The organism is Pantoea conspicua (assembly GCF_002095315.1).
GTDB classification, from domain to species: Bacteria; Pseudomonadota; Gammaproteobacteria; order Enterobacterales; family Enterobacteriaceae; genus Pantoea; species Pantoea conspicua.
Genome location: NZ_MLFN01000035.1, coordinates 1 through 26,330, shown reverse-complemented (window position 1 = coordinate 26,330; position 26,330 = coordinate 1). Strand labels below are relative to the sequence as shown.

At 56.0% G+C, this 26,330-nt stretch carries 21 protein-coding genes and 1 pseudogene; 14 read left to right on the top strand and 8 right to left on the bottom strand.

Annotation, left to right across the window (positions count from 1 at the left end; all coding sequences use genetic code 11):
- Window positions 1-160: 160 nt before the first annotated feature.
- The 7 genes and pseudogenes from mreB to tldD all read left to right on the top strand — a co-directional run bounded on the left by mreB (window position 161) and on the right by tldD (window position 10,418).
- A complete protein-coding gene (gene mreB, locus HA41_RS12850) occupies window positions 161-1,204 on the top strand; it encodes a rod shape-determining protein MreB (RefSeq protein ID WP_003855260.1) in 1,044 nt (347 codons plus the stop codon).
- Window positions 1,205-1,352: 148 nt separating this feature from the next.
- Window positions 1,353-2,374: pseudogene (mreC, locus tag HA41_RS12845) on the top strand (rod shape-determining protein MreC).
- Entirely contained in the window at window positions 2,371-2,859 is a 489-nt protein-coding gene (mreD, locus tag HA41_RS12840) for a rod shape-determining protein MreD (RefSeq protein ID WP_094121115.1), read from the top strand. Before mreC ends, mreD begins: the two are co-directional and overlap by 4 nt.
- 8 nt (window positions 2,860-2,867) lie before the next feature.
- Complete coding sequence (locus tag HA41_RS12835) at window positions 2,868-3,461, top strand: Maf family protein (protein ID WP_094121114.1); 594 nt, start codon at window positions 2,868-2,870, stop codon at window positions 3,459-3,461.
- Window positions 3,451-4,920 carry a ribonuclease G gene (gene rng / locus HA41_RS12830; protein ID WP_094121113.1) on the top strand — a complete coding sequence of 490 codons (1,470 nt, stop codon included), beginning with the start codon at window positions 3,451-3,453 and terminating at the stop codon, window positions 4,918-4,920. Before HA41_RS12835 ends, rng begins: the two co-directional genes overlap by 11 nt.
- Before the next feature lie 157 nt (window positions 4,921-5,077).
- The gene (yhdP, locus tag HA41_RS12825; RefSeq protein WP_094121112.1) at window positions 5,078-8,908 is read left to right on the top strand and encodes an AsmA2 domain-containing protein YhdP; all 3,831 of its coding nucleotides are present in this window, start codon (window positions 5,078-5,080) and stop codon (window positions 8,906-8,908) included.
- A gap of 64 nt (window positions 8,909-8,972) precedes the next feature.
- Window positions 8,973-10,418, top strand: a complete 1,446-nt coding sequence (tldD, locus tag HA41_RS12820) for a metalloprotease TldD (protein WP_094121111.1) — start codon at window positions 8,973-8,975, stop codon at window positions 10,416-10,418.
- A gap of 33 nt (window positions 10,419-10,451) precedes the next feature.
- Here tldD and aaeR read toward each other — a convergent pair whose 3' ends face one another.
- Window positions 10,452-11,369, bottom strand: a complete 918-nt coding sequence (aaeR, locus tag HA41_RS12815) for an HTH-type transcriptional activator AaeR (RefSeq protein WP_094121110.1) — start codon at window positions 11,367-11,369, stop codon at window positions 10,452-10,454.
- Window positions 11,370-11,601: 232 nt separating this feature from the next.
- Here aaeR and aaeX point away from each other — a divergent pair, with 232 nt between their 5' ends.
- The 5 genes from aaeX (at window position 11,602) to HA41_RS12790 (ending at window position 16,596) form a co-directional block, all read left to right on the top strand.
- The gene (gene aaeX, locus HA41_RS12810) at window positions 11,602-11,805 is read left to right on the top strand and encodes a p-hydroxybenzoic acid efflux pump operon protein AaeX (RefSeq protein WP_031375118.1); all 204 of its coding nucleotides are present in this window, start codon (window positions 11,602-11,604) and stop codon (window positions 11,803-11,805) included.
- 7 nt (window positions 11,806-11,812) lie between these two features.
- On the top strand, window positions 11,813-12,745 hold the full coding sequence (gene aaeA / locus HA41_RS12805) for a p-hydroxybenzoic acid efflux pump subunit AaeA (RefSeq protein WP_094121109.1): 933 nt from the start codon (window positions 11,813-11,815) through the stop codon (window positions 12,743-12,745).
- Between the two features lie 9 nt (window positions 12,746-12,754).
- Window positions 12,755-14,707, top strand: coding sequence for a p-hydroxybenzoic acid efflux pump subunit AaeB (gene aaeB / locus HA41_RS12800; RefSeq protein WP_094121108.1), 1,953 nt, complete (start codon window positions 12,755-12,757; stop codon window positions 14,705-14,707).
- Window positions 14,708-14,819: 112 nt separating this feature from the next.
- Complete coding sequence (locus HA41_RS12795; RefSeq protein ID WP_094121107.1) at window positions 14,820-16,271, top strand: NAD-dependent succinate-semialdehyde dehydrogenase; 1,452 nt, start codon at window positions 14,820-14,822, stop codon at window positions 16,269-16,271.
- 55 nt (window positions 16,272-16,326) lie between these two features.
- Complete coding sequence (locus HA41_RS12790; RefSeq protein WP_094121127.1) at window positions 16,327-16,596, top strand: barstar family protein; 270 nt, start codon at window positions 16,327-16,329, stop codon at window positions 16,594-16,596.
- Between the two features lie 53 nt (window positions 16,597-16,649).
- On the opposite strand, the gene yhcN (HA41_RS12785) is transcribed toward HA41_RS12790, so the two are convergent.
- The 4 genes from yhcN (HA41_RS12785) to argR form a co-directional block, all read right to left on the bottom strand.
- Window positions 16,650-16,913 carry a peroxide/acid stress response protein YhcN gene (gene yhcN / locus HA41_RS12785; protein WP_094121106.1) on the bottom strand — a complete coding sequence of 88 codons (264 nt, stop codon included), beginning with the start codon at window positions 16,911-16,913 and terminating at the stop codon, window positions 16,650-16,652.
- 97 nt (window positions 16,914-17,010) lie between these two features.
- Complete coding sequence (locus HA41_RS12780) at window positions 17,011-17,280, bottom strand: YdgH/BhsA/McbA-like domain containing protein (protein ID WP_094121105.1); 270 nt, start codon at window positions 17,278-17,280, stop codon at window positions 17,011-17,013.
- 94 nt (window positions 17,281-17,374) lie between these two features.
- Entirely contained in the window at window positions 17,375-17,638 is a 264-nt protein-coding gene (gene yhcN / locus HA41_RS12775; protein ID WP_094121104.1) for a peroxide/acid stress response protein YhcN, read from the bottom strand.
- A 489-nt stretch (window positions 17,639-18,127) separates the two neighbouring features.
- Window positions 18,128-18,598 carry a transcriptional regulator ArgR gene (argR, locus tag HA41_RS12770; protein ID WP_009087485.1) on the bottom strand — a complete coding sequence of 157 codons (471 nt, stop codon included), beginning with the start codon at window positions 18,596-18,598 and terminating at the stop codon, window positions 18,128-18,130.
- Window positions 18,599-19,029: 431 nt separating this feature from the next.
- On the opposite strand from argR, the gene mdh reads away from it, so the two are divergent.
- Window positions 19,030-19,968, top strand: a complete 939-nt coding sequence (mdh, locus tag HA41_RS12765) for a malate dehydrogenase (protein ID WP_094121103.1) — start codon at window positions 19,030-19,032, stop codon at window positions 19,966-19,968.
- Window positions 19,969-20,014: 46 nt separating this feature from the next.
- Here the strand turns inward: mdh and mscM are convergent, their stop codons facing one another.
- The 3 genes from mscM to rsgA form a co-directional block, all read right to left on the bottom strand.
- Window positions 20,015-23,347, bottom strand: a complete 3,333-nt coding sequence (mscM, locus tag HA41_RS12760; RefSeq protein ID WP_094121102.1) for a miniconductance mechanosensitive channel MscM — start codon at window positions 23,345-23,347, stop codon at window positions 20,015-20,017.
- A gap of 14 nt (window positions 23,348-23,361) precedes the next feature.
- Window positions 23,362-24,261, bottom strand: coding sequence for an archaetidylserine decarboxylase (gene asd, locus HA41_RS12755; protein WP_094121101.1), 900 nt, complete (start codon window positions 24,259-24,261; stop codon window positions 23,362-23,364).
- Between the two features lie 213 nt (window positions 24,262-24,474).
- Complete coding sequence (gene rsgA / locus HA41_RS12750; protein WP_094121100.1) at window positions 24,475-25,524, bottom strand: small ribosomal subunit biogenesis GTPase RsgA; 1,050 nt, start codon at window positions 25,522-25,524, stop codon at window positions 24,475-24,477.
- Between the two features lie 101 nt (window positions 25,525-25,625).
- Between rsgA and orn the strand changes: the two genes are divergently transcribed.
- Complete coding sequence (gene orn, locus HA41_RS12745) at window positions 25,626-26,174, top strand: oligoribonuclease (protein ID WP_094121099.1); 549 nt, start codon at window positions 25,626-25,628, stop codon at window positions 26,172-26,174.
- Window positions 26,175-26,330: the final 156 nt, after the last annotated feature.

The following is a 26,330-nucleotide window of genomic DNA, read 5'->3' as shown; positions in this document are numbered from 1 at the left end:
CATTCTGCTGCAACTGATGGCCGGTTCAGATGACTTAAACGCAATTTGGCGTCTTTTTTCACCGAAGCAGAACGTTTTTGCGCCTTGTGGCAGCTTCGTGTGGTTGGTAAAGTAAGCGGATTTTATTTTCCGCCCCCAGCTTGCAGGATTATCCCTTAGTATGTTTAAAAAATTTCGTGGCATGTTTTCCAATGACTTGTCCATTGACCTGGGTACCGCGAATACCCTGATTTATGTGAAAGGACAGGGCATCGTGCTGAACGAGCCTTCCGTGGTCGCTATTCGCCAGGATCGTGCCGGTTCACCGAAAAGTGTCGCGGCCGTGGGTCATGACGCAAAACAGATGCTTGGCCGTACGCCAGGCAACATCGCAGCCATTCGCCCGATGAAAGATGGTGTCATTGCTGACTTTTTCGTCACCGAAAAGATGCTGCAGCACTTCATTAAACAAGTCCACAGCAACAGTTTTATGCGTCCCAGCCCACGAGTGCTGGTCTGCGTACCCGTTGGGGCCACGCAGGTAGAACGTCGTGCCATCCGTGAGTCCGCTCAGGGTGCCGGTGCGCGTGAAGTCTTCCTGATTGAAGAGCCAATGGCGGCCGCGATTGGTGCTGGCCTGCCCGTGTCGGAAGCGACCGGTTCAATGGTGGTCGATATCGGTGGCGGTACCACAGAAGTGGCCGTGATCTCGCTGAATGGCGTGGTCTACTCCTCTTCGGTGCGTATTGGTGGTGACCGTTTCGATGAAGCTATTATTAATTATGTGCGTCGTAACTACGGTTCACTGATTGGTGAAGCGACCGCAGAACGTATTAAGCATGAGATCGGTTCAGCCTACCCGGGCGATGAAGTGCGTGAAATTGAAGTGCGCGGCCGTAACCTGGCAGAAGGGGTACCGCGCGGCTTTACGCTGAACTCCAACGAAATTCTGGAAGCGCTGCAGGAGCCGTTAACCGGCATCGTTAGCGCGGTGATGGTTGCCCTGGAGCAGTGTCCGCCTGAACTGGCGTCGGATATCTCCGAGCGTGGCATGGTACTCACCGGCGGGGGTGCGCTGCTGCGTAATCTGGATCGTCTGCTGATGGAAGAGACCGGCATTCCGGTGGTTGTCGCTGAAGATCCGCTGACCTGTGTGGCACGCGGTGGCGGCAAGGCGTTGGAAATGATCGACATGCATGGCGGCGATTTGTTCAGCGAAGAATAATTGCCTCAACCGGCTGAGAACGTCATGACGATGCGCAGGGAGTCGCGTGTCAGCCGGCGCGCTATGCGCCGGTGCAATGCGTCCAGCTCAGGGAAGTGCGGTGTTGTGCCGGGCTTCCTTACCTGTCGTCGAGGATCACGCAGATTATATGAAGCCGATTTTTAGCAGGGGACCATCCCTGCAGTTGCGTCTTTTCCTGGCTGTCATCGTGGCGATAGCATTATCATTGCTGACAGCCGTGTGGGTTCGTTTACCCAAATACGCAACTATCTGGATACGTCGGTCAGTCCGTTTTACTTCCTGGCCAATGGGCCGCGCCAGATTCTGGATGGCGTGTCGGAGTCGCTGGCGTCTCGTCAGCAGCTTGAGCAGGAAAACAAAGCCTTACGTCGCGAACTCTTCCTGAAAAACAGTAACCTGCTGATGCTGGGGCAATACAAGCAGGAAAACGCACGCCTGCGTGAACTGCTGGGTTCACCGCTGCGTCAGGACGAGCAAAAGATGGTCACGCAGGTGATCTCGACCGGCACGGATCCTTACACCGACCAGGTGGTGATCGACAAAGGCAGCGTTAACGGTGTCTATGAAGGTCAGCCAGTCATCAGTGATAAAGGGGTGGTCGGGCAGGTGATTGCGGTGAGTCAGCTGACCAGCCGCGTGCTGCTGATTTGCGATGCTTCTCATGCGCTGCCGATTCAGGTCTTGCGTAATGACATACGTGTCATTGCCGCCGGTAACGGCTGTACCGAAGATCTGCAGCTTGAGCATCTGCCGGGCAACACCGATATTCGGGTTGGTGACGTACTGGTCACCTCAGGTATTGGTGGGCGCTTCCCGGAAGGCTATCCGGTGGGTGTGGTTTCATCGGTTAAAGTGGATACCCAACGCGCTTACACTGTGATTCAGGCTCATCCGACCGCCGGCCTGCAGCGTCTGCGCTATCTGCTGCTGCTGTGGGGCGCCGATCGTAATGGTGATATGCCGCTGCCGCAGGATGAAGTTCATCGCGTAGCCAACGAACGGCTGATGCAGATGATGCCGCAGGTTCTGCCACCCGCGGGTGAAATGGGGCCGCCAGCGCCCGCAGCACAGATGGGACCACCCGCCCCGGCGACTGGCAGCAGTGCCGGACAGAGCAGCACTTCGCGTTCGCGCGGAGGTCAGCCTTGAGTCGATATCGCAGCCAGGGACGTTGGGTCATCTGGCTCTCTTTCCTGGTTGCGCTGATTCTGCAGATCATGCCGTGGCCGGACCAGATCTATATGTTCCGGCCCTCCTGGCTGTTATTGATCCTCATCTATTGGGTGCTTGCGCTGCCGCATCGGGTTAACGTTGGCAGCGGCTTCCTGATGGGCGCGATTATGGATCTGATCGCCGGCTCCACCCTCGGCGTGCGGGCGCTGGCGCTCAGCATCATTGCCTACCTGATCGCCTTTAAGTTCCAGTTATTCCGTAACTTAGCGTTGTGGCAGCAAGCGTTAATGGTTATGGTGCTGTCACTGGCTATGGATGTGATTGTCTTCTGGGCTGAATTCCTGGTGATCAACGTTTCATTCCGCCCTGAAATTTTCTGGAGCAGTGTCGTCGACGGTATTCTCTGGCCATGGCTATTCTTACTCATGAGAAAGATTCGTCGTCAGTTCGCTGTTCAATAAGGAAATTTATGGTAACCCTTTATCTTGCTTCCGGTTCACCGCGTCGGCGTGAGCTGTTAACTCAACTTGGCCTGACTTTTGAGCGCATCATGACTGACGTTGAAGAACAGCGTCAGCCAAATGAAGCGGCGGAACATTATGTCCGTCGTCTCGCCAACGACAAAGCGCAGGCGGGCGTCAGGCTGGCCGCGCAGGATCTGCCGGTACTCGGCGCAGATACCATCGTGGTGCTGAATGGCGAGGTGCTGGAAAAGCCGCACGATGCCGCCCATGCCGCCGCGATGCTGCATAAATTATCGGGACAGACTCATCAGGTAATGACGGCGGTGGCGCTGGCCGATACTCAGCAGGCGATTGATTGTGTCGTCATCACGGATGTGACCTTCCGCACCTTAACCACTTCTGACATCACCGACTATATTGCAACCGGTGAGCCGATGGATAAAGCCGGCGCATACGGCATTCAGGGCAGGGGTGGAAACTTTGTCCGCAAAATTAATGGAAGCTATCACGCGGTGGTTGGACTGCCTCTGGTTGAGACCGCAGAGTTGCTCAGCCATTTTCAGTCACTGCGTGCCGTAAGGGGTCAACATGACGGCTGAATTACTGGTTAACGTCACGCCTTCTGAAACGCGTGTTGCCTATATTGATGGCGGCATACTGCAGGAAATTCACATTGAGCGCGAAGCGCGGCGCGGCATTGTCGGCAATATCTACAAAGGCCGGGTCAGCCGTGTCCTGCCGGGGATGCAGGCGGCGTTCGTTGATATCGGTCTGGATAAGGCCGCTTTTCTGCACGCCTCAGACATCATGCCGCACACCGAATGTGTGGCGGGTGATGAGAAAAAGAACTTCATCGTGCGGGATATTGCCGAACTGGTTCGTCAGGGACAGGATCTGGTGGTACAGGTGGTGAAAGATCCACTGGGCACCAAAGGCGCACGGCTGACCACCGATATCACGCTGCCCTCGCGTTATCTGGTGTTTATGCCGGGCGCGTCACACGTCGGGGTCTCTCAGCGCATCGACAGTGAAAAAGAGCGTGAACGTCTTAAAGCGGTCGTGGCCGATTATTGCGACCATCTGGGCGGCTTTATTATTCGCACCGCCGCTGAAGGCATCGGAGAAGAGGAGCTGGCACAGGACGCGGCGTTTCTCAAACGTCTGTGGACCAAAGTCAGCGAGCGCAAAAAGCGTAACCAGACCCGCTGCCTGCTCTACGGCGAGCTGGCTTTAGCCCAGCGTATTTTGCGCGATTTCGCTGGCGCAGCGCTGGACCGCATCCGTGTCGATTCGCGTCTGACCTGCGATAAGCTGGTGGAATTCACCAGTGAATATATTCCGGAGATGGCTGGTAAGCTGGAGCTCTATAATGGCAAACAGCCGATCTTTGATCTGTTTGACGTTGAAAATGAGATTCAGCGCTCGCTGGATCGCAAAGTTGAACTAAAGTCCGGCGGATACCTGATCATCGATCAAACCGAGGCGATGACCACCATCGATATTAATACCGGTGCCTTTGTCGGCCATCGCAACCTTGATGAGACTATTTTCAATACCAACGTTGAAGCCACGCAGGCGATTGCCCGTCAACTGCGCCTGCGTAATCTTGGCGGCATCATCATTATTGATTTCATCGACATGAGCAACGAAGAGCATCGCCGCCGGGTATTGCATTCACTGGAAACGGCGCTGAGTAAAGATCGGGTGAAGACCGGTATCAGTGGTTTCTCGGCGCTGGGGCTGGTAGAGATGACACGCAAGCGGACGCGTGAAAGTATTGAGCACGTGCTGTGTGAAGATTGTCCGGTGTGTAAAGGGCGCGGTACGCTGAAGACGGTTGAAACGGTCTGCTACGAAATCATGCGCGAGATTGTGCGAGTACACCATGCGTATGACGCTGACCGTTTCCTGGTCTACGTCTCGCCGACGGTGGGTGAAGCGCTGAAAACCGATGAGTCACATGCGCTGGCTGAAGTAGAAATTTTTGTTGGCAAACAGGTGAAAGTCCATGTCGAGGCGCTCTATACCCAGGAGCAGTTTGACGTGGTGATGATGTAATATCAGGCACGTCAGCCCGACCGGCTTTTCTCTGATTGTCGGGCTAAAAAATCGCCCTTGTCTGGGATAACATGCGCCTGTATGGCGTTTTTGTCTGAAGACGGCCGGGTTTCAGAACTAACTATCCGTCGTTAACGGAAGGCAAGGAGAGGTGTGAGTGAGGCAGTTGCCGAGGATCTTGTTACTGCTGGTCGCCGCGATCATCGTGATTGTCGCGCTGCTGGTCAGCGGGCTGCGTCTGGTAATGCCGCATCTCGACAGCTATCGCAGCAACCTTCTGCAATTCGTCTCCGATCGCAGTGGCGTGCCCGTGAGCGCCCGTCAGCTGCAGGGGAAATGGGAGAATTTCGGCCCAACCCTGCAGGTACGCGATCTCAGCGTCGATCTGCAGGAAAAGGGCAAACTCACCATCGCCCGCATCAATCTGGCCCTGGACGTCTGGCAATCCCTGCTGCACTGGCGCTGGCAATTCCGCGATCTCACCTTCTGGCAGCTGCATCTCGACAGCAACCGCCCGCTGCTGGACAGCGATAAAGAGAAGAACAGCTTCCGTCCGGCACAAATCAATGAACTTTTCCTGCGCCAGTTTGATCACTTCGACCTGCGCGACAGCACCATTCGCTTCCGTACACCGTCCGGTCAGCATGCCGAGCTGGCGATTCCACGACTGACCTGGCTGAATGAAAAAACGCGCCATCGGGCAGAGGGTGAAGTCAGCCTGTCGAGCTTTACCGGTCAGCACGGTGTGGTTCAGGTGCGGCTTGATCTTAATGACAGCAACGGCCTGCTGAATGATGGCCGGATCTGGATGCAGGCCGATGATGTGGATATGCGTCCGTGGCTGGGCCGCTGGATGCGCGATAATACCCGGCTGGATAGCGCCCGTTTTAGCCTGGCTGCCTGGGTCAACCTGCGCGACGGCGATATTTATGCCGGTGATCTGTTGCTGCGGCAGGGCGGCGCCAGCTGGCAGGGGGAAACGGGCCGGCATACGCTGCAGGTTGATGGCCTGACGGCGCACCTGTCGCGTTTCCAGAACGGCTGGGTGGTGAATGTCCCGCAGACCCGTCTTAGCACCGACGGCAATCCGTGGCCGGCCGGACACTTTTCGCTGCTATGGCGGCCGGAAGATAAGCAGATGCTGGGCGCCAATGGCCAGCCCGAAGTGCGGTTACGTGCCACCCAACTGGCGCTGGATCATATTGCGCCGATTGTGCCGCTGTTCGCGCCGCTCTCTCCGGCACTGTTTGAAAACTGGCGCACGCTGCGGCCACAGGGCACCATCGAAGGCCTGGCGCTGGATATTCCCTTGCAGCAACCGGAGCAGACGCGTCTGCAGGTCAAATGGCGCGACTTCAGCTGGCAGAACTGGAAACTACTGCCGGGAATCAGCCGTTTAGGCGGGGAAGCGCGTGGCAGCCTGAATCATGGCCAGGTCAGCGTCAACATGGGCGCAGCCACCGTGCCGTATGACGATGTCTTTCAGGCGCCGCTTGAAATCAAAAAGATTACCGGTGCGCTGCGCTGGCAGCGTGATGAACATGGCCTGACCCTGGCGGGCGAAAACCTTGATCTGCAGGCGCGTTCGCTCTGGGCGCGAGGCGACTTCAGCTATCAGCAAAACAGTGGCGGTGATCCGCGGCTGGATATTCTTGCGGGTATCCGCTTAACCGATGCGGGCGATGCCTGGCGCTATTTCCCGGTACCCTTGATGGGCAACGGACTGACGCACTACCTGAGCGGCGCGATAAAGGGCGGGAAAGTGGATAACGCCACGCTGCTGTTTGCCGGTAACCCGGCGCTATTCCCGTTCAAGCACAACGACGGCATGTTCCAGGTCTGGGTGCCGCTGCGCCAGGCAACGTACGCTTTCCAGCCCAAATGGCCGGCGCTCAGCAATCTGGATATCGATCTTAACTTCCTCAATGATGGCTTGTGGATGAACGCTCCGACGGCCCGACTGGGTGAGGTTAATGCGCGTAACGTCAGTGCCGTCATCCCTGACTACCTGAAAGAGAAGCTGATTATTGATGGCGATATCAGCGGAGACGGCAAACAGATCGCCGACTATTTCCAGCAGACGCCGCTGAAATCTTCACTCGGTGCGGCGCTGGAACAGCTGGAAATCAAAGGCACGACCCGGGGGCATCTGAACCTGGATATCCCGCTTGATGGTCAGCAGGTTCACGCCAGCGGCAACGTGGTAATGAACAACAATTCCCTTTTTATCAAACCGTTGAAAACCACGCTGACCGGTCTCACCGGCCGTTTCCGTTACAACAACGGTAATCTGGAGAGTGAAGAGATGCGGGCTGACTGGTTTGGTCAGCCGCTGGGGGTCAGTTTCAGCACCCAGGAGAATCCGGATGATTTTGGCGTTAAAGTGAAACTGCTGGGTGACTGGCAGCCGGGCAAAATCAGTGAGATTCCTGCGGCCGTCAGCCGTCAGCTTGGTGGGCATCTGCCGTGGCAGGGTGATGTGAATATTACGCTGCCGCATCGGGGCGGGGCGCAGTATGCGGTAGAGCTGAACGGTGATGCCAAAGAAGTGAGCAGTCGCTTACCTTCGCCACTGGATAAAAAGGCCGGTGAGGCGATGCCGGTCAACATCAAGGCCAGCGGCGACCTGCAACATTTCGACCTCAGCGGCAGCGTGGCTACCCGTCATCGGTTTAACAGCCGCTGGCTGCTGGAGCCGACCTTACGCGTCGATCGCGGCATCTGGCTGAATGATACGGCGAAAACGCCTGCGCTTCCCGATCATGCCGGTATGGTGCTGAATCTGCCGCCGCTGGATGGTGAGGCCTGGATAGCGATGATGGCTGGCGGCAGTGGCGGCAGTGGCGGCAATGGCGGCAGTGGTGGAGAGCGTCAGCTGGGCGGCGTTACGCTGCCAGGTAACCTGACTCTGCGCACTCCGGCGGTCACGCTGGCGGGGCAGCAATGGCATGCGGTAGACGCAACGCTGGCAGAAACGGCCGGTGGCAAGGCGCAGGTCAGCGTCAACGCCCAGGAAATACGCGGTAAGCTCGAGATAGCACCGAAGGCGCCGTGGCAGATCGGACTGGATTACCTTTACTACAATCCGCAATGGGACCGTGACGCGCAGCAAAGCGGCAATGCCAGCTCTCAGCAAACCAGCCAGATTAATTTCAGCGGCTGGCCAGCCTTACAGCTGCGCTGTGCGGAGTGCTGGGTGCTGGGACAGAAATATGGTCGGGTTGCGGCGACGCTGCAACCGAAAGGCGATACGTTGGCACTTACTAACGGAACGGTAGATACCGGCAGCTCGCAGCTGAAAATTAAAGGGGAATGGGTTAACCGTCGGGACGATCAGCGCACTTCGCTGAAAGGAACGCTGAAGGGGCCGAATATCAATGACGCGACTAACTGGTTTGGCGTCAATACTCCGCTGCGTGATGCGCCGTTCAATATTGATTACGATTTGCACTGGCGCGCCGCGCCGTGGCAGCCGTCAGCTGAAACCCTGAGCGGCACGCTAAAAACCTACTTTGGTAAAGGGCAGATTGCCGATGTGAATACCGGGACTGCCGGCCAAATCCTGCGCCTGTTCAGCTTTGATGCGCTGCTGCGCAAGCTGCGCTTCGATTTCAGTGACACCTTTAATGATGGCTTCTATTTTGATTCGATTAATGGCACCGCCTGGATCGAAAATGGCGTGATGCGCACCGATAACCTGCGGGTCGATGGGCTGGAAGCCGATATCGCGATGCAGGGCAATATGGATCTGGTTAAACGGCGGATCGATATGGAAGCGGTCATCACTCCGGAAATTTCTGCTTCGGTCGGCGTTGCGGCGGCGTTTGTGGTCAATCCGGTGATTGGCGCGGCGGTGTTCGCCGCCAGCAAGGTGCTGGGACCGGTATGGAACCGGATATCGCTGCTGCGTTATCACATCAGCGGCCCGCTGGATAAACCGGAAATCAATGAAGTGCTGCGTAAACCGCGTGAAACTGACAACAAGTGAATTTGACGCGGTACCGGAATTACCGCAGGCTATGATTATCCGAGCACATAATGAGTGAGAAACGATGACTCTGAACCTGGTAAGTGAGCAGTTACTAACTGCTAACGGCATTAATCAGCAGGACCTTTTTTCCCTGTTAGGGCAGCTTTCAGAACGTCGTCTGGATTATGCCGATCTCTATTTTCAGTCCAGTTTCCACGAATCCTGGGTGCTGGAAGACAAAATTATCAAAGATGGCTCCTACCATATTGACCAGGGCGTCGGCGTGCGTGCCGTCAGCGGTGAGAAAACCGGCTTTGCCTATGCTGACCAGATCACGCTGAATGCCCTGCGTCTGTCGTCCGAAGCGGCGCGCAGCATCGTACGGGAACAGGGTAACGGCAAGGCACACACGCTGTCCGCGGTAATGAATCGCTCGCTCTACTCTACCGTTGATCCGCTCAGCAGCCTGACGCGTGAAGACAAAATTGCGCTGCTGCACCGTGTCGATCAGGTGGCTCGCGCGGCTGATCCTCGCGTGCAGGAGGTCAATGCCAGCCTGAGCGGTGTCTATGAGCAGGTGCTGGTGGCCGCAACGGACGGCACGCTGGCGGCTGATGTGCGTCCGCTGGTTCGTCTCTCTATTAGTGTTCAGGTCGAAGATCAGGGTAAACGCGAGCGCGGCTCAAGCGGCGGCGGCGGGCGTACCGGTTACGAGTTCTTCCTCGCCGATGAAAACGGCGATGTGCGTGCCGATGCCTGGGCGCGTGAAGCGGTGCGAATGGCGCTGGTTAACCTTTCTGCCGTGGCGGCACCTGCCGGTACGCTGCCGGTCGTGCTGGGCGCGGGTTGGCCGGGCGTACTGCTGCATGAGGCGGTGGGCCACGGTCTGGAAGGCGACTTCAACCGTCGCGGCACCTCGGTGTTCAGCGGTAAAATGGGCCAGCTGGTGGCGTCAGAACTCTGTACAGTGGTCGATGACGGCACCATTGAAGGGCTGCGTGGCTCACTGGCGGTCGATGATGAAGGCGTGCCGGGGCAGTACAACATGCTGATTGAGAACGGCGTGCTGAAAGGCTACATGCAGGATAAGCTCAATGCGCGCCTGATGGGCGTCAGTCCGACCGGAAACGGTCGTCGTGAGTCTTATGCTCATCTGCCGATGCCGCGTATGACCAACACCTATATGCTGGCTGGCAAGTCGACGCCGCAGGAGATCATCGAAAGCGTTGAATATGGTCTGTATGCGCCTAACTTTGGTGGCGGCCAGGTGGACATCACCTCAGGCAAATTTGTCTTCTCAACCTCAGAAGCTTATCTGATTGAGAACGGCAAAATTACCAAACCGGTGAAGGGCGCGACCCTGATTGGTTCCGGTATTGAAGCGATGCAGCAGATCTCGATGGTGGGTAATGACCTGGCGCTGGATAAAGGCGTTGGCGTCTGCGGTAAAGAAGGCCAGAGTGTACCGGTGGGCGTGGGCCAGCCGACGCTGAAGCTGGATAAACTGACTATCGGCGGCACCGCCTGATATCACCTCAACAACCCGCCGCCCGGCGGGTTGTTAGCTTTTACGCTGCTGCTGATACTGCTCGGCAACCTGTTCGAAGTAGCCGGTCAGATAATCGATACAAACCTGAACCTTGAGCGGCAACTTGTCTTTTTCGGTATAAAGTGCGTAAACCGGCCGCGGCTCAGACTGATACTGCGGAAACAGAATATCAATCTCACCGGCGTTGATCTCATCAATCACCCACATCATCGGCACATAAGCGATGCCGTTACCCGCCTTCAGCCAGCGAATCAGGGTCAGTGAATCGTTGGTGACGAAACGCCCCTGCGGTGCCAGTCGCGTCACCAGCCCTTCCGGCGCAATCAGCTCAAAGTTATTATCGGGACGTACGCTGTACTCCAGCCAGGCAAAATTATCGATATCCCCCGGTTTTTCCGGCGTACCGTGCTGCGCCAGGTAACTCTTAGCTGCGCACACCACCATCGGCATCGCCCCAAGGCGACGTGAAAACAAGCTGGAATCCTTCAACGCCCCGACCCGAATCACCAGATCCAGGCCATCTGCAATCAAATCCGGGGCCGGAATGCCGGTGACCAGATTGACGCTCAGCCCCGGATACTCACGCAGCATATCGCTGGTCATGCCAGCCAGCACGTTCTGCGCCATGGTAGAGGAGCTGCCAATACGCAGCACGCCAATCGGGGTGTTATTAAAGGCGTAGAGCTGCTCATGCACCTGGGTAGCTTCCGCCAGCATACGACGACAGCCCTGATAATAAATTTTGCCCGCTTCCGTCAGCCCGATACTGCGTGTGCTGCGATTAAGCAATTTGACCTGCAGCTCATCTTCCAGTTTTGCCACGATCTGGCTGATCGATGAGACGCTCAGATGGAGCTGGCGTGCGGCAGCGGTAAATGAACCCAGTTCAACCACTTTGGCGAAAATCGACATGCCCTTCAGTCGTTCCATTATTTACTCTGGCTTAAAAGTGATTTAGATCACATTCTGTAGAAAACTTATAGTCAGGCGCGTTACTATAAGCGCGCCGGGGTATTTCCCGGTGATTCTTCATTGCCTGTTGCCCTTCGATGATACGCTATTATTAAGCCAGCTGGGGTTCGGATAGAGCGACCAGTGGCTTTTCCTGCGACGTCTGACGAGGCAAAGGAGTATCCCGGCAAGGTCGAACTAAGGATTTCTGATGAGTGTGCTTCCGGTATTTGTCATGTTTGGGCTCTCTTTTCCGCCCGTTTTCATCGAATTAATTATCTCACTAATGCTGTTCTGGTTAGTGAAACGCGTGCTGACGCCGAGCGGTATTTACGATCTTGTCTGGCATCCGGCACTTTTTAATACAGCGCTTTACTGCTGTGTGTTTTACCTTGTATCCCGTTTATTTGTCTGAGGTTTAAGTGAAAGCACTCATAAGAAAAATCGCGCGTTACGCGATTACCATCCTGCTGGTCATCATTGCTGTGGTGATTATTTTTCGTGCCTGGGTGTTTTATACCGAATCGCCCTGGACCCGTGACGCAAAATTCGCTGCCGACGTCGTCGCGATCTCACCCGACGTGACCGGTCTGATTACCGATGTCCCGATCCACGACAACCAGCTGGTGAAGAAGGGCGATACCCTGTTTGTGGTGGACCGGCCGCGCTACCAGAAAGCGCTGGATCAGGCACAGGCTGACGTCGAGTATTACCAGGCGCTGGTCAGCGAGAAACGGCGTGAAGCGGGACGTCGTAATCAGCTGGGCACCTCCGCCATGTCACGCGAAGCGATCGATCAGGCTAACAACGATCTGCAAACCAGCGAACACCAGCTGGCGAAATCGGTGGCGACCCGCGATCTGGCGAAGATTGATCTGGAGCGTACTACCGTTAAGGCACCGTCCGATGGCTGGGTGACAAACCTGAATGTCTACCAGGGGGAATTCATCACCCGTGGCTCGGTGGCAGTGGCGCTGGTCCAGCAGCACTCCTTCTACGTGCTGGCCTACCTGGAAGAGACCAAACTGCACGGCGTTGAGCGAGGCTTCCGCGCCGAAGTGACGCCACTTGGCAGTAATGTGGTGTTGCGCGGTACGGTGGACAGCGTAGCTGCCGGCGTCACCAACAGCAGCAGCTCGGTCGACAGCAAAGGCATGGCAACTATCGACTCTAACCTGGAGTGGGTGCGTCTGGCGCAGCGTGTGCCAGTGCGTATTCGTCTTGATCAACAGCCAGGCAACCGCTTCCCGGCAGGCACCACGGCAACGGTAGTGATCACCGGTCAGGCCGATCGCCAGCCGGAACACGTTTCGCCAATGACCCGACTATTCAATCGCCTGCGTGAGTTTGGTTAAGAGGGCGATATGATCGAGTTCTTGCGTTTCCCGGTGAAGCTGACCTTCGCGCTGCTTGCCGCGCTGATGATTGGTTTTCACCTTAACCTCGAAACGCCTCGCTGGGCGGTGATGACCGCGGGCATTGTTGCCGGCGGCACCGCCTTCGCCGCCGGTGGCGATCCCTATTCAGGCGCACTGCGTTACCGCGGTGTTCTGCGTATTATTGGTACCTTCATCGGCTGTATCGCCGCCCTGACCATTATGATCGCCACGGTGCGCGCACCGGTAGTGATGCTACTGCTCTGCTGCATCTGGGCCGGTCTCTGCGTCTGGCTCTCGTCGCTGATTAAAGTTGAAAACTCCTACGCCCTGGGGCTGGCGGGCTATACCGCACTGATTATCGTGGTAACCGCTGACGCCAGCGGTGGCCTGACGCTGGCACCGCAGTATGCGGTAGAGCGCTGCAGTGAGATCGTGCTCGGGATTTTGTGCGCCATCCTGGCGGATATGATCTTCTCGCCGCGCTCGATAAAAAAAGTGATCGATGCTGAGGTGGACGCGTTGCTGGTGGCACATTATCAGCTGCTGCAACTCTGCGTTGCGCACGGCGACAAAGAAGAGGTTGATAAGGCCTGGAGCGCGCTGGTGCGCCGTACCACGGCGTTAAACAGTATGCGCAGCCAGCTGATGATGGAATCCTCGCGCTGGAAGAACAGCAATCGACGTCTGCAGATGCTCAATACCCTATCGCTGACCCTGATTACTCAGGCGGCCGAAACCTTTCTTATCCAGAATGCGCGCCCCGACTACATTCCACCGCAGTACCGTTTGCTGATTGAAAAAGAGGCGACGACGGTTGAAGAGGTGCATAAGCGGATGAAGGTGATGCGGCGGGTGATTGGCGCCAGCGGCAAAACCACGCCGGTGACGCTGGTGAGCTGGGTTGGCGCGGCGACGGAATATCTGTTGCTGCTCAATGGCATTAAAAGTAACAGCCGTATTACCCCGCTGGAGGAGGAAATCCTGCAGCGTGAGGTGCTGATTCAGGCGCGATCGGCTGAGACCCATCACGCGATGATCAACGGCATCCGTACGTTTGTCGCCACCGCGCTGGGATCGCTGTTCTGGTTATACACCGGCTGGACTTCCGGTAGCGGCTGCATGGTGATGCTGGCGGTGATTACCGCACTGGCGATGCGCATGCCGAATCCGCTGATGATGGCGAAAGATTTCCTCTACGGTATGACAGTGGCAGTACCGCTCGGCGCACTCTACTTTATCTATGTCTTACCCAACACTCAGCAGAGCGCATTGCTGCTCTGTATCGCTATCGGCCTGCTGGGCTTTATTGGCGGGATCTTCATTCAGCGACGGCAGTTAGGCACCCTCGGCGCGTTAATTGGTACTCTCAACGTGCTGGTGCTGGATAATCCGATGAAGTTCGAATTTAACGTGTTCCTTGATAACGTGCTGGGTCAGGTGATTGGCTGTTTTGTGGCAATGATGGTGATCCTGCTGATCCGCGATAAATCGAAAGCGCGTACCGGACGCAAACTGCTTAACCGCTTTATGTATGCCGCGGTGTCGGCGATGACCACGAATCAGGCGCGCCGCCGTGAAAATCATCTGCCAGCGCTCTATCAGCAACTGTTTCTGCTGCTGAACCTGTTCCCCGGCGATATCGACAAATACCGTATCGCGCTGACGCTGATCATTGGACATCAGCGGTTACGCAATGCGGAAGTGCCGGTAAATGCCGATCTCTCCGCCTACCACCGCCAGCTGCGTTACACCGCCGATCGGGTGATTTCTGCCAGCAGCGATGACAAACGTCGGCACTATTTTGAGCAGTTATTGCAGGAGCTGGAGGTCTATCAGGAGAAACTGGTTCAGTACGATGCGCCGGTCAGCGTAACCGAACCGGTAAAACGGCTGGCCACCATGCTGCACAAGTATCAGAACACCCTCATCCAAATCTGAAACCGGCCGCTGCGTCCCGCAGCGGCTGCTGTAATGCCATGCCGTCACAAAACCTGTCGCTTTTGCCAACTATACTCTTCTGACGGAAGGGTAAAATGACAGGAGCGAATCAATGACATCACTGCACACAAGCGAACTGTTTCAGACCGGTTATTTAGCCGACGGTCAATGGCATCGCACCTCCACCACTTTTGACGTGACCAATCCCGCCACCGGTGAGGTGATCGCGCAGGTCGCTAAAGCGGGTAAAGCGGAAACGGAGCAGGCGATTGCTGCCGCTGAGCGTGCCTTCCCCGCCTGGCGCGCCCTGACCGCCAAAGCACGTGCTGAAATCCTTTATCGCTGGTATCAACTGATAATTGATAACAAGCGCTGGCTGGGCGAGCTGATGACCGCCGAGCAGGGGAAACCGCTGAAAGAGGCGGAAGGCGAAGTGGAGTATGCCGCCAGCTTTATTCAATGGTTTGCCGAACAGGCAAAACGCGCCAACGGTGAAATCATCCCGCCAGCCAAACCGGGTTCCCGTATTCTGGCGACCCGCGAACCGATTGGCGTGGTTGCTGCCATCACGCCGTGGAATTTCCCGATGGCGATGCTGACGCGCAAGCTGGGTCCGGCGCTGGCGGCAGGCTGTACCGGCATCATTAAACCCGCCAATAATACGCCGCTGTCTGCCTTTGCCTTACTGGCATTAGCGAAACAGGCGGGCGTGCCGGATGGCGTACTCAACGCGGTGGCGGGGGATACCCATGCGATCAGCGACGCCATCATGGCCAGTAAAGCGGTGCGTAAAATCTCGTTCACCGGTTCAACCGAGGTCGGCAAACTGCTGATGCGCAATGCTGCGGAGACCATGAAAAAAGTCTCCATGGAGCTGGGCGGCAATGCACCTTATATCGTGTTTGAGGATGCGGATATTGATGCTGCTGTGCAGGGCGCGATCGCCAATAAATTCCGTAATGCGGGTCAGGTCTGCGTCAGTGTGAACCGCTTCTACATTCATAGCGCCATCTATGACCGCTTTACCCGCCAGCTGGCAGACGAAGTGAGTCAGCTCAAAGTGGGTAACGGCATGGAAGAGGGTGTGATTGTCGGGCCGCTGATTGAGGCCTCTGCGCTGGAAAAGGTAGAGCAGCACGTTAAGGACGCGGTTGCCAAAGGCGGCAAACTGTTGGCCGGAGGCGAGCGCCATGCGCTGGGCGGCAACTTCTGGCAACCAACGGTAATTACCGAGGCGCACGAAGGAATGCAGCTGGCGCAGGAAGAGACGTTTGGCCCGGTCGCCGCCTGTTTCCGTTTCGATGATGAAGCGGAAGTGATCCGACGCGCCAACGATACGCCATTTGGTCTGGCAGCCTATTTCTACACCCAGAACCTGCAGCGGGTATTCCGCGTCTCTGCTGCGCTGGAAAGCGGCATGATCGGGATAAATGAATGCGCCGTGTCGACTGAAGTCGCACCGTTTGGTGGCGTGAAAGAGTCGGGCCTGGGGCGCGAAGGTTCCGTGCTGGGTATGGAAGAGTATCTGGAGGTCAAAGCGCTGCATCTCGGCGGTTTGGGCTAGCGGGCAGAAACGGGCGGCGCGGGTCGCCCGCAGACGGAGGATGGGAGCCGTCAGCATGAAAACCGAGCGTTTTGATTTCAACGAGATAGTCGATCAGGCCCATTTTTTCCGCCAGTTCAGCGAGCGTTTTGCGCTGCAGGAGCGGCGGATCTGCGATCTGGATGGACTATGGGATGTGGTCACCGGCGATCTGTTGCCGATGCCGCTGGAAATTGAGTTTGTGAATCTGGGGAAAGGGCAACGACGACGCTATGGCGCGCTGATTTTGCTGTTTGACGAAGCGGAAGAAGAGCGGGAAGGTCAGCTGCACTTTAACGTCAGATGAAAAAGGGCCCCGGCGAACGGGGCCAAAGGGTTCGTCATAAATCTGACGAGGAATTACTTATAGAGCTGCGCGGTGAAGTGATAATTATCGCCGGTACGGGCCTCAATCACTTTATAGGCACTGGCACCCTGTTCATCGGCTTTCTGAGAAAGCTCAGCCCGATAATCCATCGGCGCGCCAGCAGTACCACTGATGGTCACGGTGCCCGCAGGCTGCAGGTTTTGCGTCTGCTCACCGGTTACCAGCTGTGCGGCAGAAGCGCCGAACGCCATAACGGAAAGCAGGCTGACTGTAGCGATGGTTGTTTTGATTTTCATTATTCGTCTCCTCATTACGTTCAACAACCTGCGGTGAAAAGAAAGAAGCGGGTCGTCGATACATGTCCGGCGCCGTTCATGGCGTCGTTACGGTTGATTACTTATAGAGCTCAGCGGTGACGTGATAGGTGTCATCCTGGTTGTTCTCGATGATGCGATAGTGGCTGGCACCCTGCGCATCAGCTTTCTCAGACAGAACCTGACGGATATTGGTCTGATCGCCGTCACGGCCGCTGACAATGATGGTCTGGTTCATCGGTTGCAGATTCTGGCTCTGTGCCTGTTGATTCGATACCAGGCTGGCTGCGCTGGCGCCCATTGAGAACACCGAAGCCAGACTCAGTACGGCGATAGCAAAAGATTTCATGATCAACTCTCCTGAAAATGTTTGCCTGAACCCGCCGAGGCGCATAACCGCGCGTCAAAAAGAGGGTTCATGGCGATATCTGATTACGCTGAACTTAGTTGTACAGACGGGCAGTGGCGTGATAGTTGCCGTTGTTGTACGCCTCGATCACGCGATAGGCTTTTGCACCCTGCTGATCGGCTTTAGCACTCAGCTGCTGATTAATTTCCATTGGTGAGCCAGCAACGCCGCTGACGCTGATGGTGCCTGCGGGTTGCAGATCCTGCGCCTGGGCGGCGTTAACAGATTCTGCTGCAACAGCGCCAAAAGAAAGGGCAGAGAGAATGCTCAGGGTGGCGATAGTCGTTTTTACGTTCATGTCTTTTTCCTCGTCGTCAATTTTTATATTTTTATTTGGTGTGATTTGCATCACGAAAAGAAGTATAGAACTAATAACGGAAGAAATTAATACCCCGCTAATAATGTTTTTTTGTGATTCTTTATCCTTATGGCTACTTTTAATAACCCAGCGTTATAAAAACCGACTGAAAAATGACCTTTTCAGTCATTTTTGGTGGAAAAACAGCGGGATAAGTCACTTTATCTTTTTGTGCGGAAAGGGGCGGTCGATCAGCCTGGACTTTGATTCAGATCTGGGTAATGTCGCCAGTTTGGTGATGTAAAGCAGTGTAAAGTAGCGCAAAAGGTTAAGCAGAGCAAAAGGTATGACCATTACACAGACTAGAAAAAACAACAAGAGCGTGATGCTAACACACTGATTTTAATAAGGAGAGAGCAACGGAAGTGGCAGGGGCGGGCAAAACAGGCTGTTGACTGGCACGATCATGCTCAGTCAACAGGCCAGCTATCAGAGTTCCTGCTCAAACAGGTTAAGAATGGCGCTGTGCAGTTGCTTAACCGTGAAGTCACGTGCGCGGGTGATAAAAATGGTGTCATCCCCGGCGATGGTGCCCAGGATGCCTTCCGATTTACCCAGTGAGTCGAGCAGGCGCGCAATCAGCTGCGCAGCGCCTGGGCTGGTGTGAATCACCACCAGCGCATCGTTGTAATCGATGTCCAGAACCAGGTTTTTCAACGGACTGGTGGTGGTCGGCACGCCAAGTTCGGCGGGCAAGCAGTAAACCATCTCCATTTTGGCATTGCGGGTGCGTACCGCGCCAAATTTGGTCAGCATACGAGAAACCTTTGACTGGTTAATGTTCTCGAAGCCTTCATCCTGGAGCGCCTGAACGATTTCGCCCTGGGAACTGAATTTTTCTTCTTTTAATAAGGCCTTGAAAGCCTTGATCAGATCGTCTTGTTTCGATGGGTTTCGCATAGGTTACCAATAAATAGAGGGAATAACCGCACATCCGCCCGCGGCAGAGTGGTGATTATGCATTTAAATGCATTTTTATGCAATCGGTTGATTGATGAGCAGGATTCGGGCGGCTAGCGGGCGGCGATAATAGCAAAGAAATCGCTTCAGACCAAAACCCCCGTCACAGCACCGAAATGCGAAGGTTGCAAAGTTGTTATATTATTGGTGGTGTAGTAACAGAAAACGCACGCAGCCGTTCTCTGTCTGCCGACGGCAAAGTTGTCGGTCATTCAGGTATAAAGATGATAAGTAACTTTTGAATCCGGAGATCATGTGTGAAAACACGTAGAATTAACAACGGATACGCGTCATCGCCTGAGCAGTTGATTAAGGTCTGACACAGATGGAATTCCGGCTCTTCTCTGCCCCACCTTAATAAGGAGTCAAGAATGAAAGTTGCCGTACTCGGTGCCGCTGGCGGCATAGGCCAGGCGCTCGCACTTCTACTCAAAACCCAGCTTCCCGCAGGTTCAGAACTTTCACTGTATGACATCGCGCCGGTGACACCGGGCGTAGCTGTCGATCTTAGCCATATTCCGACGGCGGTGGCTATCAAGGGATTTAGTGGGGAAGACGCCACGCCCGCTTTGCAGGGTGCCGATGTGGTACTGATCTCTGCCGGGGTAGCGCGTAAGCCTGGTATGGATCGCGCCGACCTGTTCAACGTTAATGCCGGTATTGTGCGCAATCTGATCGATCAGGTGGCGACGACGGCACCAAAAGCCTTAATCGGGGTGATCACTAACCCGGTCAATACCACGGTAGCCATTGCGGCTGAAGTGCTGAAAAAACACGGGGTTTACGACAAAAACCGTCTGTTTGGCGTGACCACACTGGATATTATCCGCGCCAATACCTTTGTAGCAGCGTTAAAAGGTAAGCAGCCCGGCGAGGTTGAGGTACCGGTTATCGGCGGCCATTCCGGCGTGACTATTCTGCCGCTGCTGTCGCAGGTGCCAGGCGTCAGCTTCAGTGAACAGGAAGTGGCTGACCTCACCAAACGCATCCAGAACGCCGGAACGGAAGTGGTCGAGGCCAAAGCGGGTGGCGGTTCTGCCACACTGTCGATGGGCCAGGCTGCCGCACGTTTCGGTTTATCACTGGTGCGTGCGCTTAACGGTGAGGCTAACGTGGTGGAGTGTGCTTATGTAGAAGGGGAAGGCGAACATGCGCGTTTCTTCTCTCAGCCGCTGCTGCTGGGTAAAAACGGCATTGCCGAGCGCAAGCCGATTGGCACGCTGAGTCCTTTCGAACAGCAGGCGCTGACCGGAATGCTTGATACGCTGAAGAAAGATATCGCCCAGGGCGAAGAATTTGTGAAGCAGTAATCCCAGCCTTAACCCAACAACGCCCGGCTAAGCCGGGCGTTGTCGTTTACAGGCCGCCCGATTTATAGGCGCGTGCAGCGGGCGTACCGTTGCTGGCCGGCAGCTTTTTGCCCAGCGTTTCCATCCGCATCTGGAACGGCGGGAACGGCATCTCAATACCGTGCTGCTCAAATCCGCTGAGGATCAGCTGATGCAGTTCGTGACGCAGCGGCATACGATGTCCCATCTCAGCCGCATGCACCCGCAGTTCAAACAGCTGAATGCCTTGCTGCAAATCGACCAGGAACACTTCAGGTGGCGGCGTATCCAGCACATAGCTGCAACGTTCAGCCGCCTGTTTCAGAATTGTTGTCACCTGTTCGCTGCTGACCTTAGCCGGTGCAGGAATGGTCAGCACCACACGCGTCACCGAATCTGACAGGGACCAGTTAACGAACTGCTCGGTGATAAAGGCCTTGTTCGGCACAATAATCTCTTTGCGGTCCCAGTCAGTTATCGTGGTCGCGCGTGTATTGATGCGGGTAATGCTGCCGGTCAGGTCGCGAATCGTGACGGTATCGCCGATACGAATCGGTTTCTCAAACAGGATGATCAGACCCGAAATAAAGTTGGCGAAAATTTCCTGCAAACCAAAACCGAGTCCGACACCCAGTGCGGCCACCAGCCACTGTAACTTCGACCACTCAATACCAATCAGCGAGAAACCAATCAATCCGCCAATCAGCAACAGCAGATATTTGGTCAGGGTAGTGATGGCGTAGCCGGTACCGGGCGTCAGGTTAAGGTGCTGCAGCAGCGCCAGTTCCAGCAGGGCAGGCATATTTCGCACCAGCTGGGTGGTGATAATAAACACCAGAATGGCGATCAGTACCGAACCCAGAGTAATCGGCTGGATAGACTCCACGCCCTGCACCGAGGTGCTGACGTCCCACAGCTGAATATTCTCCAGAAAGCCGAAGGCGGAGTGGATTTCCGACCACAGCACAATCACTGAGACCAGCGCAATCAGCGTCAGAATTGAGCGCACCAGCCGCAGCGACTGCGCACTGATGGCGTCAAGATCGATCACCGGCTCTTCAATCTCAATCGCGTCGGTATTCTGTGCGCCTTGTTCTTTCTCTTCTTCACTGCGCGCCCGGTTCGCCAGCATATCGGCACGGCGTTGACGGGCGCGGTCAAAGCCAAGACGCCGCCGCTGAATCAGCATCCAGCGACGGATAATGTGATAGATCACCAACAGCAGGAACCAGATGGCAACCGAGGTTTCAAGCCGGGCCAGCAAGGCTTGCGCCGTCGCCAGATAACCGATCGCCGAGGCGAGCGCCGCCATCAGCGGCATTGCGATCATCAGGTTCCACAGCATGCGGTTGATCATATTGTCGCCGTTGCCCTCTTTATCCAGATAGAGCGGAATCCCGGCGCGTTTCAGGCTGACGGTAACGATGCTGATCGCGCCGCAAATCAGAATGAAACAGAGGCGCCCCAGTGACGAAGAGAACTGGCGATCTTCCAGATTACCAAAGGCGATTAACAGCATGATCAGCGGCACAATCAGTCCGATGCTCAGCGAGTAATAACGCATAGCGCGCGCCACGCGGTTCTGCGGCCAGCGGAAATGGACGATGAACAGACCATTGGAGCGGGCAAAGGCGGCACTGATCATAAAGGCCCACAGCAGCGGCAGCGTGGCGGTAATACCGTCGCCGATAGCGACCGCAATCGGGTAGGGCCAGGCGTTCTGCAGGCCATAGCCCAGCGTACCCCACAATACCGGCAGTGGCAGCGCCACCAGTATCGACCAGAACACGGTACGGATGGTCAGCCGGAAGCGATCCTGGGTCACCTTGCCGACTTTACTGGCAGAGCGTTCGAGGAAGGCGTTGAAGTGACGACGCGAACTGATGCTGAAGCCAACCAGCAGCAGGGCGCCAATGATCGGCAGCACGGTGCCGCGGCTGGTAAACATCATCGCCATCGCTTTGCCGAGCTGACCCAGGGTATCCAGCGACAGCAGGCGTGACAGATCCTTAGCCAGATCCAGTGGGTAACTCAGACCGATCGGGCTGACGTCGGCGGTCCAGAACAGATAACGGTGAGTGGCATCTTTCACTTCGGTCAGCGCATCCTGCAGCTGTGTGTTGCCGACCTTCAGTTTGGTGATCTCCAGGATCAGGGTGTCGCAGCCGGAGATCAGTGAATTGAGCAGTTCGCGCTGGGTTCGCAGCTGGGCATCAAGAATTCGCCTTTGCTCGCTGGTAAAAGGTTGTCCATCCGCCTGGTGGCCCTTGCGCAGTGTCTCCTGACGATCCAGCAAATCTTCATAATAGAGTCGCTGAACCCGCAGCTGCGCCATCTCGTTATCAATCTGCTGAGATTTGGGCATCTCCGGCAGACGAGCCACCTGAGCCCGCAGCGCTTCACCCAGTAAATTAGAGGCGCCGAGCCACTGTGACTGTTCACGCAGGGTAGAGAGCGCCTGACGTACCTGAATAATTTGATTGGTCGCCAGCCGCTGCTGCGACGCCACCAGATCCATCCGTTGCGCCTGCTGATTCAGGGCAACGGAGAGATCGCGGTTAACGCGGAACTGATCGCTGATTGCCGGTGGCAGATCGCCACTGTTTTCCGCCAGCTGCTCGGTACGCGCCAGCGCCAGTTCGGCTTCACGCTGACGCTGATCGTTGAGCTGATTACGCAGCGCCTGCAGATAATTATCCAGCTGAGCCGCTTTGCGCTGGTGCGCTTCGGCGCGCATCCGCGCCAGTTCCTGACGATTATTGGCAGAGAGCTGCGCCAGCTCCAGCTCATCGACGCGCGCTTTATTGGCGGCATTTTCCGCCTGACGTGCCGCCAGTTGCAGCTGGCCCTGCGGCGAGGCGCTGTTGCTGGCAGCCTGCAAACGTCGTTCACTTTCGGTCATGGCGCGGCGGGCTTCGGTCTGCTGCTGTGGCAGCTGCGACAGGGAGTCGCTGATCTCACGTGCGCGATCCTGCTCCTGCTGCGCCTGACGCCCCTCTTCCAGCAGCTGGCTGCTAACCTGCAGAATCTCCTGATCCAGTTCCGCGCTGCTCATGTTGCTGCGCACGGTCTTTGCGCTGTCGCCCATCGCAGTGATCTGTTGACGTAACTCGCGAGCCAGACGCGGGAAATCATCAATGACCTGCTGATACTGGGCGGCACGCTCCAGCGAGTCATCACGTTCAGAGAGGAAATTTATCGCGGCTTCAATGGACTGGAGCTGTTCAGCCTGGGCCGGTGAGCTTTTGGCGGCTTTGACGTCTTCCAGCTGCTGTTTTAGCTGGTTAGCGTCAGGCAGGCTGGCCGCAAGGGCCGGGCTGCTGAGCCACAGGCTCAGCAGCAGGAGGAGAATCGAACGCACAGGGGATACTCAATTTAGTCGACGATAACGTCGGAAACGTCTGTCGCCACAGGCAGGGCAATCGCCAGCGGTTGACCCAGACGGGTTTTGCTTTCAGCTTCGAGGCTTTCTGCCAGTTTGACCCGGCCCGGCGCGAACAGGTTAATTACGGTTGAGCCCAGCTTAAAGCGACCCATTTCCTGCCCTTTCAGCAGCACCACAGCCCCTTCATCATCCGCTGCCGGATAGTGCCAGCGTTTAATTACTCCTTCACGTGGCGGCGTAATGGTACCGGCCCACACCGTTTCGATACTGCCGACAATAGTGGCGCCGACCAGAATCTGCACCATCGGACCGATATCCGTCTCGAAATAGCAGATAACGCGCTCATTGCGGGCAAACAGGTTAGGAATATTACGTGCGGTCAGCGGGTTAACCGAGTAGAGATCGCCAGGTACGTAGATCATCTCACGCAGGATACCGTTGCACGGCATATGAACCCGGTGATAGTCGCGCGGCGCCAGATAGGTCGTAACAAATTCGCCGTCAACAAACCGGGCCGCCATCTGCTCATTTCCCGCCAGCAACGCTTCGAGCGTGTAGAGATGCCCTTTGGCCTGGAAAATCTGGTCGCCATCAATGTGGCCGAGCTGGCTGATCGCGCCATCAGCGGGCAGGGCGATCAGGTTAGCGTCAGCATCCACCGGACGCGCATCGTCTTTTAAAGGACGGACAAAGAAGTCGTTAAAGGTGCGATAGCTGGCGGTGTCCGGCTTGCGCGCTTCCGCCATGTCGACTTTGTAAAACCAGACAAAGATGTCAATGACCAGTTTGGTGAACCAACCACCGCGGCGACTGGCGCCCCAACCGGCGAGTTCAGTCAGCCATTTCTTCGGGAGAATATGATTCAAGCCGAGTTTCAAACGATCAAACACCTTAGCCTCCTGGCTATTTTCATGACGTTGATAAAAAAGGGAGCGGATTGTAGCAGCGCCCCGGTCAGATGGCGACTATAGCCGATTTATGCCACGCGTCGAATCGTCGGGCCCCTGACCGATTAGCGCGCAGCATCGGGGCCGCGTAATCCGGCGCAGCGGGCCGCGCCGTGCGCCGGATGAAAATCTGCGTTCAGGACGCGGTTATACCCGTTAACCTTCACCGTCAGGGAAGTTTTTACGCGTTTTTACCTGCGCCATGCTTTCCAGAATGCGGTGATAGTTATCGAAACGGGAAACGTTGATTTTTCCCTGCTCTACCGCTTCGCGGATTGCACAGCCGGGATCGCTGCCGTGCTTACAGTCACGAAACTTGCAATCGCCGAGGAAGGCACGAAATTCGACAAATCCGCGGGTGATTTGTTCCGGTTCAAGATGCCATAAGCCAAACTCGCGCACGCCGGGCGAATCGATCACATCGCCGCCGTGTGGGAAGTGATACAACCGCGAGGCGGTGGTGGTGTGTTGACCGAGACCGGAGTTATCTGAGACTTCATTGGTCAGAATGGCTACCTGTTCCTCTTTATCCAGGCCGAGCAGGGCATTCAGCAGGCTCGATTTGCCGACGCCAGACTGGCCGGCAAAGATGCTGACGCGGTCGGTTAATGCGGCTTCCAGCTCATCCAGACCGTTTTTCGCCCGGCTGGAGACCATCACCACCCGGTAACCAATCTCGCGATAAATATCCATCTGCCGATCGACAAAGGCGCGCGCCTTGTCATCCAGCAGATCGGTTTTGTTCAGAACCAGCAGCGGCTCAATATCCAGCGTTTCGCTGGCAACCAGATAGCGGTCGATGATATTAAGCGACAGTTCGGGCAGAATGGCCGACACGATAATGATCTGATCGATGTTAGCGGCGATCGGTTTGACACCATCGTAAAAATCGGGACGGGTTAATACGCTGGTGCGCTCATGCACCGCCTCGACAATACCTTTGCCACCGCTCAGCGCCGGACGCCACAGCACGCGGTCGCCGGTCACCAGCGAACGGATGGTACGACGAATATTACAGCGGTGGGCGACGCCTGCGCTGTCCTCGACATCGGCGTGCATGCCAAAACGGCTGACAACGACCCCATCTGCAGCTTCACCAAACAGATTATCATCCGCTTCCGGACGCTCTCTGCGCTGGTTGAGACGGCGATCGTGGTTAGCGCTTACGCGACGTTGTTGGCCCTTCGACAGTTTATTTTTGCTCACTCACCCTCACAGTGTTAGCCAGATTTCGCCCGGCTGGGCAAAACGTCTATGATACACCTTATTCATCCTGAATGACGACTACAGCAACCGCAGGAAACAGCATGGCTACTGGAAATGAACAGAATCTGATCTGGATTGATCTTGAGATGACCGGACTGGATCCGGAGCGCGATCGCATTATTGAAATTGCCACCCTGGTAACGGACGCCAGTTTAAACATCCTGGCGGAAGGCCCGGTGATGGCGGTACACCAGTCTGACGCGCAACTTGCGCTGATGGATGAGTGGAACGTTCGTACCCACACCAACAGTGGACTGGTAGAAAGGGTAAAGGCGAGCCAGATAGACGATCGGGCGGCGGAACTGGCCACCATTGAATTTCTGAAACAGTGGGTGCCCGCCAATACTTCGCCGATTTGCGGTAACAGCATTGGTCAGGATCGGCGCTTCCTGTTTAAATATATGCCTGAGCTGGAGGCCTACTTCCATTATCGCTATCTGGACGTCAGCACGCTGAAAGAACTGGCGCGCCGCTGGAAGCCCGACATCCTGCCCGGCTTTAAAAAGAGTGGTTCACATCAGGCGCTGGATGATATTCGCGAGTCCGTCGCGGAGCTGGCTTACTACCGCGAACACTTTTTGCAGCTTTAATCGGCAACGGGTGCGCAGGAAAACGTCAGGTTGCTTATTTAATCGGCAAACGCGATGAAAGCGAAAAATTTTGCTTTCAAGGGCTTGCAGCAGCAACGATTTCTCGTATAATGCGCACCCCGTACCGGTGAAGAATTTATTAACGGTACAAGGCGC